Origin of the sequence: Anaerococcus octavius, assembly GCF_900445265.1 — a bacterium.
In the GTDB taxonomy this organism is placed as follows: Bacteria; Bacillota; Clostridia; order Tissierellales; family Peptoniphilaceae; genus Anaerococcus; species Anaerococcus octavius.
The window spans coordinates 290,723-308,323 of record NZ_UFTA01000002.1 but is presented as its reverse complement, the minus strand read 5'-3'; the positions used below and the strand labels follow the sequence as shown (position 1 = coordinate 308,323).

Sequence of the window (17,601 nt, the reverse complement as noted above, 5' to 3'; positions counted from 1 at the left end):
TTAAGCTAAAACATCATTGTCATTGAAAAGTTTTTCAACGATTGATGTTGGTTTTGCACCAGTGCCAACCCAATATTTTGCTCTTTCATTGTCGATTTTGAATTCTTTTGGTTCGCTAACTGGATTGTAATATCCGATTTCTTCTATAAATTTACCGTCTCTTGGGCTTCTGCTATCTGCTACAACAACTCTGTAGAATGGTCTTTTCTTTTGTCCCATTCTTTTTAATCTAATTTTTACTGCCATTTTTACTTCCTTTCATTTTTACATTTAAAACAAATTTAATACTTATCAACAGCAACTAGCTATTAAAAAGGGAATTTTGGCATCTTTGGCATTCTCATACCTCTACCTTTTTTACCTTTTCCCTGCATATTTGAAACTTGTTTCATCATTTTTTTCAGTTCTTTAAACTGTTTTAAGAGTTTATTTAACTCTTTTACATCAACTCCAGATCCTTTTGATATACGATCTTTACGGCTTTTACCTATTATTTCTGGCTTTGCTCGCTCTTCTAACGTCATTGAACTAATCATGGCTTCGATTCTTTCAAAGCCTAAGTCATCCACATTGATTTGCTTGAGCATCTTATTATTTACACCAGGTATCATAGCAAGTAAATCTTCTAATGGACCCATATTCCTGATTTGGTTGATTTGTTCCATAAAATCATCTAGGGTATAGGTTTGATTTCTCATCTTTTCTTCAAGCTCTTTGGCATTTTGAAGATCGATTTGGGCTTCTGCTTTTTCTATTAATGATAAAACATCTCCCATACCTAGAATTCTATTTGCCATCCTATCTGGATAAAATGGTTCTAGGTCTTCTAGTTTTTCTCCTACACCGACAAATTTTATTGGTTTTCCAACTACTTGTCTAATGGATAGTGCAGCTCCACCTCTGGCATCACCGTCAAGCTTGGTGAGTATTACACCTGTAATGTCCAGATATTCATCAAATGTCTTTGCAACATTTACTGCTTCTTGTCCTGTCATAGCATCTACTACTAGGAGGATTTCGTCAGGTTTGGTTGCTTCTTTGATTTCTTTTAGCTCTTCCATCAAATCAGTATCTATTTGAAGACGACCTGCGGTATCAAGGATGACCGTATCGTAGTTATTTGCTTTGGCATAATCTCTAGCCTCTTTTGCAGTAACTACTGGGTCTTGTTTACCTTGTTCAAAAACAGGAACTCCTGCCTTTTTACCAACTACTTTTAATTGGTCAATAGCTGCTGGCCTATAAATATCTAGGGCAGCTAGCATTGGGTTTCTGTTTTCATTTTTAAGTTTATAAACTAATTTACCTGAGTGAGTGGTTTTACCAGAACCTTGAAGGCCTACCATCATAACCATATGTGGTGTGCTGCCTTTAAGATCTAGTTTGGAGTTTTCTTTTCCCATCAAATTAGTTAGCTCTTCATTTACGATTTTAACTACCATTTGACCTGGGCTTAGTGACTGCATGACATCTTCGCCTAATGCACGCTCTTTAACTGTTTTTACAAATTCTTTTACGACTTTGTAGTTTACATCAGCTTCAAGAAGTGAAAGTCTTATCTCTCTCATTGCACTATCGATGTCTTTTTCTGTTAATTTTCCTTTTCCGGTTAGTTTGCCAAGGGTTTCTTGGAGTCTATCGGATAGGCCTTCAAACACCATATTATCACTCCCTAAATTTTTTCAATTTCTTCTGTTATTTTTTCAATTGCTTGTTCATAATTTGAACTTTCCATCAGCTCTCTTATACTCATAAGAGCATCTTTGAGCCCCTCTTTTTTTTCTAGCAAAGAAAGCTCATCTTCAAACTCAAATAATTTGTCAACTGAACGAGTCATCATATCAGATATTGCTTGCTTGGATTTGTTATTATTATCCGCAATCTCTTGTAAGGATAAATCCTCGTTATAATAGCAATTTATAACATCACGTTGTTTTTCATTTAGTAGCGGTCCATAAATATCGAATAATTCGGCCACCTTAACAATTTTTTCCATAATGCTCCACTAAATAATTTTGCGACCACTTTGATCTTGGTCTTAATATAGCCGGACAGGCTAGTTGTCAAAGTTTTTACTTGACCTATGCATTATACAATGTTTTTAAGTGTGTGTCAAGGATTTTTCTTGACTCTGAAAATTCGCTATTTTTAGATTACTCTAATATTTTTTTACTAAATTTCCAGTTGATTTTTTTATAAAAAAAGCTTACTAGAATGAACTAGTAAGCACTTATATTATTATTTATGGAAGATTTGAAAAAGGGTTCAAACTTCTACTATTATTTTCATCGCTTTCTATCTTATTATCCGGTCTTGCTTTATTATATTCATCAACATTTGAAGAATCTATAGTAAATGTAAAGTCTAATGTTTGTTCTTTACCATTTCTAATTATTGTGATTTTTGCACTTTCACCTACTTGATAATCAAGTAATACTTTTCTTAAAGATGCCATATCTGTAACTTTTTTATCATCCACTGCAGTTATTACATCTCCTTTTTTAAATATAGTATCTTTATCAAAGTCACTATAAACATACACACCGTCCACATCCTCAAGATCTCCCATATCTGCTTGTGGGAATTGTCTAAAGTAATCTAGAGATTGGCCAGTTATACCAAGGTATACTGAATTATATTCTCCATTTTTTATAATTTGATCTATAACTGGTTTCACTGTATTAATTGGTATAGCAAAACCAATTCCATCGCTATTTCCTGCTTTTGCTGAGTTGATACCTATTTGCTCTCCATTAGAATCTAATAAAGCCCCACCAGAGTTACCTGAGTTTATAGCAGCATCAGTTTGCATCAAACCATCCATTTGTGCTCCAGTTTCAAAGCTTACTGTACGATTAAGTCCTGATATAATACCACTAGTTACTGTTGATTGAAGCTCAAAACCTAGTGGGTTACCGATAGCTACAACCCTATCACCTACTCCAACATCATCACTATTTGCTAGTTCCATGACAGGTAGATTATCTTTTTCAACTTTTATAATAGCTAGGTCAAGAGTAGAATCATTCCACACAAGTTTTGCTGGAGTAGATGTTCCATCATTAAATAAAACGCTGATTTCGCTAGCTTCTCCATTACTAACAACATGAGAATTAGTTAAAATATAGCCATCACTAGAAACTATGGAACCAGAACCGATTCCTTCTACATATCCAGATTGAGGACCAAAAAATGTTTGTTGAGTAACCTCAGCTTTTGTAGTAATACCAACTACACTATCAATAGATTTTTTAACAACCTTAGATTCCATAGATATACTAGTATCATCAGAATCAAGGTTACCAATATTCTTACTAATCTTCTTTTTAGAAGAATCATTTTCATTATTATCAGCTTTTTCTTCGGTTTTAGGAGTTTCTACCGGATCAGGATCCTTTGAACTATTTTTCTTAGCCCCAAAGCCATTAGTAAGTAAAAACACCAAAAGTCCCCCAATGATCGCTCCTATCAAAGCAGAAGCAAAAGAAGACATAGAACCATTTTTATTTTCACGTCTATCAGACATAAAACCATCCCTTTCTATAAAATATAAGTATTAATTTATAAGTATATCATACTCCGAGTTTGGTTAAGAAGATATAAAGATTTATAATTTTTATTTAATTGGTCATAAAAATCAAATAGTGATGGTTCGTATGGGAGGTGACAAAGGGCTTATGTAACTTTGGTTGATAGGATAAATATTTTAATCCACACCTCCGTATAGGAGGTGACTAACAGATACAACATAAACAACTTATCCTCTGGAATTTCAATCCACACCTCCGTATAGGAGGTGACCTTGTAGGTGGCCAAGAAGAGATGCGACAAAATGTAATTTCAATCCACACCTCCGTATAGGAGGTGACTAGATACAGATGACACCTTGCTCTCTATCAAATCTATTTCAATCCACACCTCCGTATAGGAGGTGACGTGATTTTATACGTAAGCCTACAAAAATTAGACCTAATTTCAATCCACACCTCCGTATAGGAGGTGACGAGCCTAAAAACTTACTAACTAAAGATGATATTAGTATTTCAATCCACACCTCCGTATAGGAGGTGACACACTCTGTACAACTCTTTTATCACACTTTTTATATTTCAATCCACACCTCCGTATAGGAGGTGACCGATTTGATATGAATAGGCAACAAAAGCGTAAATATATTTCAATCCACACCTCCGTATAGGAGGTGACGCCCTGCTAATAGTGAGTTAACAATAGCAAATAAAATTTCAATCCACACCTCCGTATAGGAGGTGACTTGCCTTATGTTGTCAAAGTTTCTAACCTCATCATCAATTTCAATCCACACCTCCGTATAGGAGGTGACCGCATTTTTTAGAGGTTTTTGTATGAATTTTATTAGAAAAAAATACGAAAACTCATAAAATCCATCATATTATGGTCATATATAGCGCGAGTGCTCCGGTATTTTATGGGTGATTGGGGTCGTCTAGATTATAAGCAGGTCTTTATCGGGATCGTAACTGTCATCTTTTCCTATGGTTTCTACCCTATTTTGCCAATTTTTCCCTAAATTATAAAATCTAATACTATCATTTTCTTCATCTATTATATCTAATAGTTTCTTTTTTAAATTAACTAATTGAGCAGGTGTAAGTGAACATTCAAATACAGAATTTTGAACTCTTTGGCCATAATTGACGCACTGTTTTGCTACTTTCCTTAGTCTTTTAGTACCTAATTCCGACTTTGTATTTACATCATAAGTGATCAACACCATCATAATAATTAACCTTTCATCAGAAATGGTGGATAAGCTTCTAAATCTCCTCTTATATACCTATTTAAAAGCATAGCTTGCACATGTGGTAATAGTCCTATCTTTATCTTTTCGTTAATAAATGGATGCATTATCTCATCTTGTTTTCTTTTTTGCCAATTTTCTAGCACCTTTGCCCTGCCCTTATCATTTAATAGTACTGCTCCTGTTTCTTTTTTCTCAAAATCTTTTGCAGTGATAATATTTCTATTTATCATAGTTAGGGCAAGTCTATCGCACATATAAGCCCTTAGTTCTTCTATCATATCTAGTGCCATGGAGCTTCTTCCTGGTCTATCTACATGGAAAAATCCAACATAGCTATCTATTCCTACTCCTTCTAGGGCTGATTGCATCTCATATGTTAAAAGTGAATACATAAAAGATAGAAGGGCATTTGTATTATCTTCTGGTGGTCTTCTATTTCTATCTATAAAATAAAATTCATCTCTTTGGGATACTATCATTTCATCAAAGCAAGCAAAGTATCTGCTGGCTACATTTCCTTCAATAGCTCTTAGACTATCTTTGTTGTCTGCCTTCCATATATTTTTTAGAGCAAGGTCTATAAAGTCTATGGTTGATAAAAGTTTTTCTGAGTCTATCTTTTCTTTGTGATCTCTGATTGCTCTTTTTAATACTTTTCTAGAATTAAATATTTTTGCATAGATAATATTTTGCACAAACTCTAAGCTTTCATCGCTATCAGCTAACTGGTATTGACGTCTTCTTAGTAGTACGTTGCCATTTGTCTTACCTATTACCCTACCACAAAACCTACCTTCTGGTGTAAAGAAGGAAATAAGCAAATTATTTTCCATAGCAAATTTCATCAAAGCTGGACTTACTCCTGTGTAATTAAAACACATAATTCCATCTAATATATGGATAGGAAATCTTTTTAAAACTTTAGAATCCTTAATAATTACTACATTTTCCCCATCTTTTGATAGGTAGGCATCATCTATGGTTAGGTATAGGATATTTTGTAATTTCTTCATATTATTCACCTAGCAAATAATTTTGTACTGATTTTTTCTTTTTTGTAAGTCTGGGCATGCATAAATCATAAAGGGAGCACATAGTACAATTTTTAAAGTACTCTGCATCTGGGGTGAGTTTATTTTCATACATAGTGTGCATTTGATTTGCCATGATTCTGACTTCATCTTTTAACTGATTGGTTATGGCTATAGTCTCTCTTTTCTTGGTAGAAAAATAAAATAAATCTGCACTTTCTATCTGAATATTATATTTTTCTTCTAAACACATTACTTGGGCAGCTACTTGTACTACATCCCTGTTATCTTTTTTGGCTTTCCCTCTCTTATATTCGACTACATTGGGCATCCACAATCCTTTATTATTGGCAATTTCTATACCCTTATCACTTTTTATAAATTCTACAGTATCTAGGATACCTGATAAACCTAGGTCTTTTGAGCTAACTGGTATGGCTCTTGAGATAATAATATTATTTCTTTTTTCTTTTAAATAAGGGTCATCAGTTATTTCGTGGAGCTTGTTACCTTCAGCTGTAAAGGAGTTGTCAGACCATACCTGTTCTATATGGATAAGCGCCCATTGTCTTTTACAAAAATAAAAGTGTTGGATGCCACTTAGCATTAAGTAATCATCTGGGGCTGACATTTATATTCCTTCAATAATTTCGAGCGTTAGTCCCTTATCTTTATATTCTTTTAGCTTTTTATCATCTAGTCTAAAGTTATAGTCTTCATAGGAAGGATTGGTATTGTTTATGTCAATTTGATCATAGTTTACTAGCTGTTTTATCTTAGCACTTGATACATTGCCTAGCTTATTGCTGTGGGTAAACCAGTAAATCTCTTTTATTTCCATACTTCCATCTGGCCTAGCACTTGATACATCATTGATAAATAAGGTTCTTAAAGCTTCTTTTAAAATTTCCAAATCTTTTTCATCAAAACCAGTTCTTTCTGAGTAAAATGAATTTACACTTCCTTGTATTAGATAAACTCCATAGTCTATAAAGTTTTTACTACCCATAGTATCAGATGATCTCTTCTCCCCTGCATCTTGTCCATTGGTACTTCTTACTATTTGCATAGTTTCTGTAATAACTGGGTCTAGGGACTTGGAAATAGATATTGATACTGGGCCTCTGATACCTATTGATTTTTTGTTAAATGTTACTACTTGACCAAAAGATCTTACATCTATCCATTTTTCATTCATAGATCTTTCTATTACTTCGTTATCTTTTTCTTTATCAAAATAAGCCTTATATCTTTTTTCTAAGGATCTAAAATCGTCATCTATCCTATCATTTGCCTTTACAAAGATATCATAGCCTTCTCCTAAATCATTTTCTTTAAATTGGTCTTGCATCCTATTTCTAATTTTTCTTTTGATACAAACATCAGATATGATCCCATAGCCTAGCGAGTCTATTCTCGGCATATTTGAGGTAAGAGGGTCTCCGTTTGGATTGGCATTTTTTACTTCAATTGTCATTAAAAAGTCAATTTTATTATTTATCATTTTCTATCTCCTTATTCACTTGATTTTTTAGTCCATATATAGAGCTATTTTGAGCGGTATATCCAAATAAAAATTTATAATCTAAAGGCATATTAAAGCTTTTATCATCTAGCTTATAATTTTCACTTATTTTTGTAAGTAATTGTGACTTTATAGTGTCTAATCCCTTATACATCCTATAATCTGTTGTCTTTAGCTTATTTAAATAAGTATTGGTCTTTTTTTCTAATATAGTAATTGTTGTCGCTGGTCTATCTAGATAGTTACTCCAAAACTTCTCAGCATTTGTAAGTCTTTGTGGATAGTCTTCTTCATTTCCTACATTTAAATCTCTGCTTGTATATGTGCTTAGTTCAATATTGTGATAGACACTAAGTAATCTTCCAAGAAGATAAGACCTATCATTATTATCTTTATCAATCATTCTTGTGAAATCCTTTCCATTTGAGTTCTTAAGTACTGCTCTTGCTACAAATAATAAATTATTCCAAACTCTAGGCTCTTTGTAACTATTTCTTTTTCTGATATTTTGCTTAAATTTATTTTCTATATTTTTAGGTAAAGAACTTCCATTAAGTAGGCTAGTTACCAAAGAAACGTACTGATTATTCATAAAATTTTTATTATCATAGTCTAAACTTCTGCCATTTTTTAAAGTTCTCTCTATGCCATAAGCATTTATAAAGATACTATAAAATGATGGAGTAAATGGATTAAAATCTTCAATACTTTCATTGTATTTATCCCAATGGTATCTACTTTCCCATTTTTTTAAGTTATTTTGTAATTCCGAAACTTTTAGTTGGTTAAAGTATTTTATAACTACCCTACCAGGGTTAAATGAGTCAATTATCATACAATAAAAGTTAGAATCATCACTATAATTTGCTTTTCCAAGCTTAAAAGACTGGCTTATATTTTCAGTATTTATATTGGCAGGACTTGTTTTGATACTAGTACTTGCAAGTTGGTTAAGAAAGTCTAAGTTTTTTCCACTTGGTTTTTTGAAAGTTATATCTATGTTTTGAGAGTTTTTAATATCTTCAGAAAACCATGTTATTAAGTACTGTTTTTCAGCTATCCTTATATGGGACTTATTATTTTCTATAAGATAAGCAAGCATGAGGTGGATTTTTTCAGAAGTTTCTCTACCTACATTTAAGCTAGAGGTATCTTTATTAAGTCTACCTACATAGGCTTCTTTATTATTACTTACACTTATAAGTTTTGCATTGCCTAATAGCCCCCTGTGTTTTTGAGTAATATATTCTTCTTTCCCAGAAATATTACATATACCATTTGGACTATCTATGGAGTTTGTAAAGTTTATAAAAGATTTATGCAAATCTTTATAAGAGCTTACGCTTACATCTTTATCCCCTAAAAATGAACTTATCTCAAACTCCAAAAAGACATCTGATATATTTACATTTTTATTCTCGTATTCTATATCATAGCCACTTAGATTTTTAAAATCATTTACTAAATTACTAGCTATACTTTTTAAAGCATCTTTTTTATCTAGAAACTCAAAAATAATCTTAAGGAATGTTTTAATATCTTGATCTTTTTCAAAATTTATCCAGGCTAATAGGTTTTCTTTGTAATCTTCATATAAGTTTCCATCTTCATCAAATACATACTTGACCTTATCTACTAGGGCGTGTGATGGAGCCTTTCTACCTGATCTTGATGCAGAGTCTTTAGTTACTGGGAATAGTATTACATCACTTATATTATTATCTTCATCAGCTTTACTTTTATATTGGTCTAGATAGGATACCTGATATAAGCTTGAATCTTTTTTGATTTCAACCTTTATAATATTTGTTCCATTAGATTTTAATTTACTATGGTAGATAGGTAATAATATAGGATAGTCGTTATTATCTACCAGTCCTATATCTTCAGCATAGTTATAGGAGTTAAGAAGAGCTTCTAGTGCATTCATAGACCACCCTCCTCAAAATTTTCATATTCTTCATATTCCTTATCAACTGATTTTATTTCATCTGGGTATTTAAAACTATAGGTATCTAGGGTATTTTTTATTTCACAGTCTTTGCTGTCTTTAAAGGTGATAACCCCATCCTCCATTCTAGTTTCTGTAAAACACGATACCAATTCCCCACCTGGCTCAGTAGGGTAGATAAATTCTTGAAACATGATACCAAAAGATAGACTTTGACCATCATAAAAGCTCTTGGCATTTTCATATTCTTCTTTATCTATTTTTTCAACAAATGCGTAGCACTCCCTGGTCCCTAAAAAAACATCTCTTCTACCACCTTTTTTTAAAGACCTCTCCATTATAGCCTCATGTTTCTTGATATTCCTATCATGGGCTAAATCTTCCCTATCTAGGTTCCACTCAAAGTGAAATTTGACCAGATAAGATACATCTTTCAAATAAGTGTAAGAGTTCAAATCATTAGACCCTCCCATCATTAAAGTTCTAGCTCCCATAGCTTCTGTTTTTATTTCATTTAGAACTTTCACTTCTTCAATTACATTCTTAAAAGTTGGTTTAAAATAAATTTGGTCAACTATCCCACGTAAAGCTTCTTTTGTGGGAACTTGATAGCTTGATTTATCCCCAGAAGATTTGGAATATGGGGAACTGAATAACGCGTAATCCCCATAAATCTTCGCAAAAAAAGTTTTTGATTGATCCATTTTACCTCCTCAAAACTATATTTTATTCAATGTTCTAATAATGTTAATTCATCTCATATATTTAATATTACATCAACTTCTTATAAGTGTCAAATGAATAGAGGTTAAAAAAAAAGTATAATACAAATATCTAGTAATTTTACTAGCGGATTGAAAAAATGTACTAATAATGTATACCTTAAAATAGAAAAGAAATATTTCTTTTCTATTTGGTATATCAAATCAAAAAACTTTCTAACTTAGACTCCTCAGTCAATCCAACTTTTTCATCATAGTTTGATTCATTTAATATTTTTATTCCAAATGCATCTAGTCCATCTATCTTTACTAACTTATCTTCAAAATCATTTAAATTATATATACTTATAGTGTAGGGTTGGAGTTTATTTAATAAAATTTTAATTTCATTAATCTTTTCTTTGTTACCATCATAACCCCTAAATTCTTCTATCGCTGCTATGAGTTCTTCTATCAAAGCAAAACTTTCACCATAATAAACAATTACTGACTCACTACTATCCTCTATTAGGTTAAACTGATCAGATGCTTCTTTTAGAGCTTGGGCATTTATTCCTTCCATATCCCCACTTTGTCTGATTTCTTTATTAAAAGAAAGTAAGTCTAGTAAAGTTTTATTATCTGCCACCTTTTTATCTAAATCATCTAGGTTAGAAAATAGTTTAGCATAATATCTTTTATTTAAATCTTCTATATCAAAGTTTCCATCATAGTTGTCTAATACTTTCTTGGTTATATTCTTCTTATTTTCAATAGATTTTAAATTACCTAGCTTTTCATCGTCCTTATCTAGATTTACTAGGTAGGCTTCTCCTTTATCATATTTTCCTTCTCTATTACACCTGCCCACGGCTTGGATAATGGAGTCAAAGCCCGCATATGACCTATACAATCTCCTAAAATCTAAGTTTACTCCTGCTTCTATCAAGGAAGTGCTGATAACTATAACATCTATGTCACTATTTAGCTTATTTTTTATCTCATTTATGATATCAAGCCTGTGTTTTGGACACATATTGGTAGTTAGATAGTATAAATTACTTGTATCATCCATAGCTTCTTCAAACATTTCATACAAGTTCATTACAGATTTTTTAGTATTTAAAATTATAAGGGTAGATTTTTGTTTGTCACCTAACACAGAGTTATATATGTCAGTTAGCCTGGATTCTTTGCCTTCATTTAGTAAACTTACATCTACTCGGTCAAAAATTTGTTTTTGCCTATCATCTAGTTGTATCAGGTTATAATCTTCATTATTAGAGCCACCATATATAATTTTATGACTAATAGAATCATGGTCTAAGCTAGGTTGAGTAGCTGAGCATAAGATAATTACAGAATTCATCACCTTACTTATAAAATTGAGCATTAGGTTAAAGATATGGGTCATCTCATCTGGTAAAGATTGGACCTCATCTAAGATGATTACACTATTGCTTAAATTATAAAATCTTCTAAGATTTGATGATCTTGACTTAAATAGGGTGTTGGAAAACTGCACCATAGTAGATAAAATTACTAGCTGGTCCCAAGATTCTATTATATATTCTTTCATAGCAGCTATATTATCATCATCATTATCTTCATTATCAAAAGGAGTATTATCAACTACATTTGAGTGGTGCTCTAATATATACTTATCATTTGCTAAAGTTTTTCTATATTCATATGCATTTTGCTCAAGAATTGATAAAAAAGGCGCTATATAAATCATCTTATTTTTATGATTATTTTTCATTTGATGGAGAGAATATAATAATGATAGTTTGGTTTTACCCGCCCCTGTAGGTAAATCTAGTTTATAAATTCCATTGCTATCTGTATCGTATCTTGAGCGAATAACATCTACTATGCTTGCTCTTACCTTATTTATATCGCTGGTTGGCGGAGGATAAGATCCATACTCAGCTTCTATTTGCTGATAAAAATATTCTATAACAGCTTGGTTTTCATCATATGTTTTTTTATCAATAATCTTTTCATAAGCATTTATCGTGTCATAAATATCTTCATTTTTTAGTATAGATAGGATAAGTCTAATTATACAGTGGTTATAATAATTAAAGTCTATATCTGGATTATCTGATTTTCCTAATTCTAGCTTTTCTATAATATTCTTATATTCTTCAAATCCTTTTGTAAAGGTTTCCTCAATAGAAAGCTTATACTTTTTATTACAATATTCGTCTATAATACTATTTGCATAATTCCTTACTAAGTTATAGCTGTATTTTCTATTTAGACTATCATATTCAAGTCTTTTATATATACTATTGATAACTTGTTTATTATAGGTACCAATATCAAAAACTCTATGGTGGGCCTCTATGGCATACATTAAAATTTCTGTATAAGACTGGCACATAGGACTTTTAAACTTTTCATCTTCATCTCCTATATCGCAATAAATTTGATATAAATATTTTGCACCAGCTGAAGAGTGGTTTACACTAGTATTTTTATTATTTTTTATTTTATCTTGAAACAAGGGATCTGCCTTACCAAGATCATGTAAAAGGCCAACTAATAAAGACATATACTCAATATCTAATTGTTTACCTAGGTTAAAGCTTGCATTACCTACATTTATTAAATGTTTAAATAGTGATTGTTCTCTACCGTTCTCATCTTTATGAGCTATAATCATAGTTCCTCCATTAATGATAATTTTATATCTAAATACTATTTTAATACATTATATAAAATTAATATATTAATTTATATACATTTTAAAAATAAGCATAAAAAAAGCACCCTTATAAAGGTGTTTTAGTTATGGCGCGTCATTGAGGATTCGAACCCCAGGCCTTCTGGTCCGTAGCCAGACGCTCTATCCAGCTGAGCTAATGACGCAAATATTTGGTTTTTATACACTCTAGAAGCTTAAGCTTCTTTTGCTTAGTTCTTCGGATTTGCTATGCTCATCTCGAAGATTTCAGATGTTATACATCTGAAACACTACAAGTGACTTGGAGCGGGTGAAGGGAATCGAACCCTCGCAACCAGCTTGGAAGGCTGGGGCTCTACCACTGAGCTACACCCGCATAATAAAAAATCACCATGACCAAACATCTACTGTTCGGGATATCTGGTGAATTTATGGAGCGGATGACGAGATTCGAACTCGCGACCCTCGCCTTGGCAAGGCGATGCTCTACCACTGAGCCACATCCGCATAAACAATTAATTAAAATATTTGATTTATATAAAATTAATAAATTTAATGGCGACTTGGATGGGATTCGAACCCACGACCTCCGCCGTGACAGGGCGGCATTCTAACCAGCTGAACTACCAAGCCATATATTTTATTATTTCCGGTATTTAAATTTACTATTTTTTATAGTGATAATATCTGCTTTGGAGCTGATGATAGGACTTGAACCTACAACCTATTGATTACAAATCAATTGCTCTGCCAATTGAGCTACATCAGCCTAGCTAAAGTTAAGGGTTGGGCTAGGGCAACAATTTACCCTAGTTATTAATATGTTTTCAAAATCAAAAGATCATTAAAACTATATATGGTGGAAGTAACAGGGCTCGAACCTGTGACCCCCTGCTTGTAAGGCAGATGCTCTCCCAACTGAGCTATACTTCCATATAGACAATACTCACAGAACTTTTTGTAGTCCTCGGACTTCGTCCTGCGGTATTTAGTTGTTGCACTACTCCTCCATGAGCCGGAGGGGCTTGCTTTGTGGTGACCCTACCGGGATTCGAACCCGGGATACCACCGTGAAAGGGTGGTGTCTTAACCGCTTGACCATAGGGCCTTATAGGTATAGTTTTTGGTGACCCCATCGGGATTCGAACCCGAGAACCCGCCGTGAGAGGGCGATGTCTTAACCGCTTGACCATGGGGCCAAATTTAATAGGTCAACCATATCTAATATAAAAATGGTAGCGAAGGACGGACTTGAACCGCCGACACTTCGGGTATGAACCGAATGCTCTAGCCAGCTGAGCTACTTCGCCATAAAATAAATTGGTTGCGGGAGCAGGATTTGAACCTACGACCTTCGGGTTATGAGCCCGACGAGCTACCAAACTGCTCCATCCCGCGTCAGTAAAAACTTGCTCACTATTAAATATTTATAATACATTATATTTGGCGCTCAGGGTGGGACTCGAACCCACAACCTACCGGTTAACAGCCGGGTGCTCCACCATTGAGCTACCTAAGCATATTAATACTTCTTAACTTACTTAAAATACATTTAATAGCTTGCTAGCCAATGTGGCTAGCAGTTATTAGATGTTTGGCGATTTCTTACTCTACCGGGAGGTCACCCTCCGAGTACCATCAGCGTAATGAGGCTTAACTTCTGTGTTCGGTATGGGAACAGGTGTATCACTCATGCCATTATCACCATATTCTATTTTGAACCTATAAATAGCAGACAATATTTCCAGTCAAGATTTAAAGTTTAGTATCCATTAGCTTAATGCATTACTGCACTTACACCTTGGACCTATCTAACGTATTTTCTTTACGTACTTTTAGAAATCTTATCTTGAGGGTTGTTTCGTACTTAGATGCTTTCAGTACTTATCAATTCCATACTTAGCTACCCAGCTATGCTCCTGGCGGAACAACTGGTACACCAGTGGTATGTCCATCCCGGTCCTCTCGTACTAAGGACAGGTCCTCGCAAATTTCTTACGCCCACGCTGGATAGGGACCGAACTGTCTCACGACGTTCTGAACCCAGCTCGCGTGCCTCTTTAATGGGCGAACAGCCCAACCCTTGGGACCTACTTCAGCCCCAGGATGAGACGAGCCGACATCGAGGTGCCAAACCTCCCCGTCGATGTGGACTCTTGGGGGAGATAAGCCTGTTATCCCCGGGGTAGCTTTTATCCGTTGAGCGATGGCCCTTCCATGCGGTGCCACCGGATCACTAAGTCCGTATTTCTACTCTGCTTGAGCTGTTTCTCTCGCAGTTAAGCTCGCTTATGCCTTTGTACTCTGCGAATGGTTTCCGTCCATTCTGAGCGAACCTTTGAACGCCTCCGTTACTTTTTGGGAGGCGACCGCCCCAGTCAAACTGCCCAACTGACAATGTCCTTTGCCCTGATTAAGGGTCAATGTTAGAATTTTGATATTAGAGGGTTGGTATCCCAAGCTTGGCTCCTCGCACACTGGCGTGCACGGATCAATGCCTCCCAACTATCCTGTACATCTAATCTCAAAATCCAATATCAGCCTACAGTAAAGCTCCACGGGGTCTTTCCGTCCTAGCGTGGGTAAGTCGCATCTTCACGACTACTACAATTTCACCGGATCCTTTGTTGAGACAGTGCCCAAATCGTTACACCTTTCGTGCGGGTCGGAACTTACCCGACAAGGAATTTCGCTACCTTAGGACCGTTATAGTTACGGCCGCCGTTTACTGGGGCTTAAGTTCTAGCCTTCGCGTTTGCTAAGCCTTCCCCTTAACCTTCCAGCACCGGGCAGGTGTCAGCTCCTATACTTCATCTTACGATTTTGCAGAAACTTGTGTTTTTGGTAAACAGTCGCTTGGGCCTGGTTTCTGTGGCCAGATCGCTCTGGCTCCCCTTCTCCCGAAGTTACGGGGACATTTTGCCGAGTTCCTTAACAAAGGTTCTTCCGCGCGTCTTGGTATTCTCTACCTCCCTACCTGTGTCGGTTTTGGTACGGGCGCTTTGGTCATTGATAGTGACTTTTCTTGGCAATTTGAAATCGGCTACTTCTCTACTCATGTTTTCGATACCTATCACACATCAGCTTTATGATTAGCGGATTTGCCTACTAATCGGCCTTTGTGCTTAGACTGCCTTCCATCGGGCAGCTTAGCTTATCCTCTTGCGTCATCACTTCTCTATAGCGACTTTAAGCGGTACAGGAATATAGACCTGTTATCCATCGGCTACGCCTTTTGGCCTCGCCTTAGGTCCCGACTTTCCCTGAGGGGACGAGCCTTGCTCAGGAGTCCTTAGGGTTTCGACGGGAGTGATTCTCACACTCCTTCTCGCTACTCATGCCAGCATTCTCTCTTGTATTAAGTCCACGCCTGCTTTCGCTTGGGCTTCTTCCCTAATACAATGCTCCTCTACCACTGATAGAGTATTTAAAATTGCTGGTAAATACTTTGACGTTTTCTTGACCTAACTCAAATCTTTGATTTGTTAGTAGGTCAAATGTCGCACTGTTTCAAATCTTAGATTTGTCAAAGTGCCGACTATATTTTAAACCAGTTACATATATTAATATATGCGATTGTTTTCGGTGATAATCGTAGTTATTTACAACTTACCTTTATCTTAGTGTTTGATATTTGCGTAAATTTTGAATAACTCGTTTTATCTTGATTGTATTGTAATATTTCCGTCTAAGTTTTACCTTTTCTTCTCTTTATGTTTGTTCTAGAGTTGATTGAGCAATTTTAAATTCTCTATCAATCCGAAGCTTCGGTACTGAATTTTAGCCCCGTTTATTTTCGGCGCAAACCCACTTGACCAGTGAGCTATTACGCATTCTTTAAATGTATGGCTGCTTCTAAGCCAACGTCCTGGTTGTCTTAGTAGGTTCACATCCTTTTCCACTTAATTCAGATTTTGGGACCTTAGCTGTCGGTCTGGGCTGTTTCCCTTTCGACTTAGGAGCTTATCCCTCTAAGTCTGACTCCATGACTTGATTTTTTGGCATTCGGAGTTTGATAGGCTTTGGTACGGTTAGCCGCCCTAGGCCAGTCAGTGCTCTACCTCCTTAAATCTTTGGTCATAGGCTAGCCCTAAAGCTATTTCGAGGAGAACCAGCTATCTCCGGGTTCGTTTGGTTTTTCGCCCCTATCCACAGTTCATCCGATGCGTTTTAAACCGCACCCGGTTCGAGCCTCCAGTGAATTTTACTTCACCTTCACTCTGACCATGGATAGATCACCCGGTTTCGGGTCTATCATATCTAACTTTCGCCCTATTAAGACTCGCTTTCGCTAAGGCTTCATCTCTTAAAGATTTAACCTTGCTATATATGATAACTCGCTGGCCCATTCTACAAAAGGTACGACATCAGGCTCTTGCCCTCTGTCTGCTTGTAGGCTCAAGGTTTCAGGTTCTTTTTCACTCCCCTTTCGGGGTTCTTTTCACCTTTCCCTCACGGTACTTGTTCGCTATCGGTCACATGTTAGTATTTAGCCTTAGGGGATGGTCCCCCTATCTTCACAGCAAATTTCTCGTGTTCACTGCTACTTGCCCCCACAATATATTTTCTTTTGTTTACAAGACTGTCACTTTCTTTGGTTCATCTTCCCAAATGATTTAACTAAAAAATATATTTCTTACTGGGTTGGGCTGTTTTCTGTTCGCTCGCCGCTACTTGGAAAATCGAGTTTTCTTTCTTTTCCTCCTGCTACTTAGATGTTTCAGTTCGCAGGGTCTTACTTCATAAAGCTATGTATTTACTTTATGATGACTGTGTCTTCCACAGCCGGGTTTCCCCATTCGGAGACCTAGGGGTCATTGCTTTTTGTGAGCTTGCCCTAGTTTTCGTTCACTTACGTCCTTCTTAGTCTTCATGTGCCAAGGCATCCACCTTGTGCCCTTTTCTTCTTGACTGGAAA

At 35.2% G+C, this 17,601-nt stretch carries 11 protein-coding genes, 11 tRNA genes, 2 rRNA genes and 1 CRISPR repeat array; all 24 genes read right to left on the bottom strand.

The genetic code is table 11. The features are described 5' to 3' along the window. Nucleotides 1-246, bottom strand: coding sequence for a 30S ribosomal protein S16 (gene rpsP / locus DY249_RS01580; RefSeq protein ID WP_101540903.1), 246 nt, complete (start codon nucleotides 244-246; stop codon nucleotides 1-3). A gap of 62 nt (nucleotides 247-308) precedes the next feature. Beyond that, nucleotides 309-1,661, bottom strand: coding sequence for a signal recognition particle protein (gene ffh / locus DY249_RS01575; RefSeq protein ID WP_115594947.1), 1,353 nt, complete (start codon nucleotides 1,659-1,661; stop codon nucleotides 309-311). 11 nt (nucleotides 1,662-1,672) lie between these two features. Continuing rightward, on the bottom strand, nucleotides 1,673-1,996 hold the full coding sequence (ylxM, locus tag DY249_RS01570; protein WP_115594946.1) for a YlxM family DNA-binding protein: 324 nt from the start codon (nucleotides 1,994-1,996) through the stop codon (nucleotides 1,673-1,675). A 246-nt stretch (nucleotides 1,997-2,242) separates the two neighbouring features. Next, nucleotides 2,243-3,526 carry a S1C family serine protease gene (locus DY249_RS01565; protein ID WP_115594945.1) on the bottom strand — a complete coding sequence of 428 codons (1,284 nt, stop codon included), beginning with the start codon at nucleotides 3,524-3,526 and terminating at the stop codon, nucleotides 2,243-2,245. Between the two features lie 177 nt (nucleotides 3,527-3,703). Continuing rightward, a CRISPR array of direct repeats spans nucleotides 3,704-4,342; the repeat unit is 32 nt; unit sequence ATTTCAATCCACACCTCCGTATAGGAGGTGAC. 123 nt (nucleotides 4,343-4,465) lie between these two features. Continuing rightward, the gene (cas2, locus tag DY249_RS01560; protein WP_115594944.1) at nucleotides 4,466-4,759 is read right to left on the bottom strand and encodes a CRISPR-associated endonuclease Cas2; all 294 of its coding nucleotides are present in this window, start codon (nucleotides 4,757-4,759) and stop codon (nucleotides 4,466-4,468) included. Nucleotides 4,760-4,764: 5 nt separating this feature from the next. Beyond that, on the bottom strand, nucleotides 4,765-5,796 hold the full coding sequence (gene cas1c, locus DY249_RS01555; RefSeq protein ID WP_115594943.1) for a type I-C CRISPR-associated endonuclease Cas1c: 1,032 nt from the start codon (nucleotides 5,794-5,796) through the stop codon (nucleotides 4,765-4,767). A gap of 1 nt (nucleotide 5,797) precedes the next feature. Beyond that, on the bottom strand, nucleotides 5,798-6,445 hold the full coding sequence (cas4, locus tag DY249_RS01550; protein WP_115594942.1) for a CRISPR-associated protein Cas4: 648 nt from the start codon (nucleotides 6,443-6,445) through the stop codon (nucleotides 5,798-5,800). After that, complete coding sequence (cas7c, locus tag DY249_RS01545; protein ID WP_115594941.1) at nucleotides 6,446-7,318, bottom strand: type I-C CRISPR-associated protein Cas7/Csd2; 873 nt, start codon at nucleotides 7,316-7,318, stop codon at nucleotides 6,446-6,448. Continuing rightward, complete coding sequence (cas8c, locus tag DY249_RS01540; RefSeq protein ID WP_115594940.1) at nucleotides 7,308-9,269, bottom strand: type I-C CRISPR-associated protein Cas8c/Csd1; 1,962 nt, start codon at nucleotides 9,267-9,269, stop codon at nucleotides 7,308-7,310. Before cas8c ends, cas7c begins: the two co-directional genes overlap by 11 nt. After that, complete coding sequence (gene cas5c / locus DY249_RS01535; protein ID WP_115594939.1) at nucleotides 9,266-9,994, bottom strand: type I-C CRISPR-associated protein Cas5c; 729 nt, start codon at nucleotides 9,992-9,994, stop codon at nucleotides 9,266-9,268. Before cas5c ends, cas8c begins: the two co-directional genes overlap by 4 nt. 217 nt (nucleotides 9,995-10,211) lie before the next feature. Then, nucleotides 10,212-12,662 carry a CRISPR-associated helicase Cas3' gene (gene cas3 / locus DY249_RS01530; RefSeq protein WP_115594938.1) on the bottom strand — a complete coding sequence of 817 codons (2,451 nt, stop codon included), beginning with the start codon at nucleotides 12,660-12,662 and terminating at the stop codon, nucleotides 10,212-10,214. A 129-nt stretch (nucleotides 12,663-12,791) separates the two neighbouring features. Then, nucleotides 12,792-12,868, bottom strand: a tRNA-Arg gene (locus DY249_RS01525). Nucleotides 12,869-12,985: 117 nt separating this feature from the next. Continuing rightward, a tRNA-Gly gene (locus tag DY249_RS01520) sits at nucleotides 12,986-13,059 on the bottom strand. A 56-nt stretch (nucleotides 13,060-13,115) separates the two neighbouring features. Next, nucleotides 13,116-13,190: transfer RNA gene (locus DY249_RS01515), tRNA-Gly, on the bottom strand. A gap of 49 nt (nucleotides 13,191-13,239) precedes the next feature. Then, nucleotides 13,240-13,316: transfer RNA gene (locus DY249_RS01510), tRNA-Asp, on the bottom strand. A 60-nt stretch (nucleotides 13,317-13,376) separates the two neighbouring features. After that, nucleotides 13,377-13,452, bottom strand: a tRNA-Thr gene (locus tag DY249_RS01505). Between the two features lie 88 nt (nucleotides 13,453-13,540). After that, nucleotides 13,541-13,616 (bottom strand) — tRNA-Val (locus DY249_RS01500). 100 nt (nucleotides 13,617-13,716) lie between these two features. Beyond that, a tRNA-Glu gene (locus DY249_RS01495) sits at nucleotides 13,717-13,791 on the bottom strand. A 16-nt stretch (nucleotides 13,792-13,807) separates the two neighbouring features. Continuing rightward, nucleotides 13,808-13,882: transfer RNA gene (locus DY249_RS01490), tRNA-Glu, on the bottom strand. Between the two features lie 34 nt (nucleotides 13,883-13,916). Then, nucleotides 13,917-13,993: transfer RNA gene (locus tag DY249_RS01485), tRNA-Met, on the bottom strand. Nucleotides 13,994-14,004: 11 nt separating this feature from the next. Continuing rightward, a tRNA-Met gene (locus DY249_RS01480) sits at nucleotides 14,005-14,081 on the bottom strand. Between the two features lie 46 nt (nucleotides 14,082-14,127). After that, nucleotides 14,128-14,202, bottom strand: a tRNA-Asn gene (locus tag DY249_RS01475). A gap of 73 nt (nucleotides 14,203-14,275) precedes the next feature. Further along, a 5S ribosomal RNA gene (gene rrf, locus DY249_RS01470) occupies nucleotides 14,276-14,392 on the bottom strand. A gap of 35 nt (nucleotides 14,393-14,427) precedes the next feature. Then, nucleotides 14,428-17,596 (bottom strand): 23S ribosomal RNA (locus tag DY249_RS01465). Nucleotides 17,597-17,601: the final 5 nt, after the last annotated feature.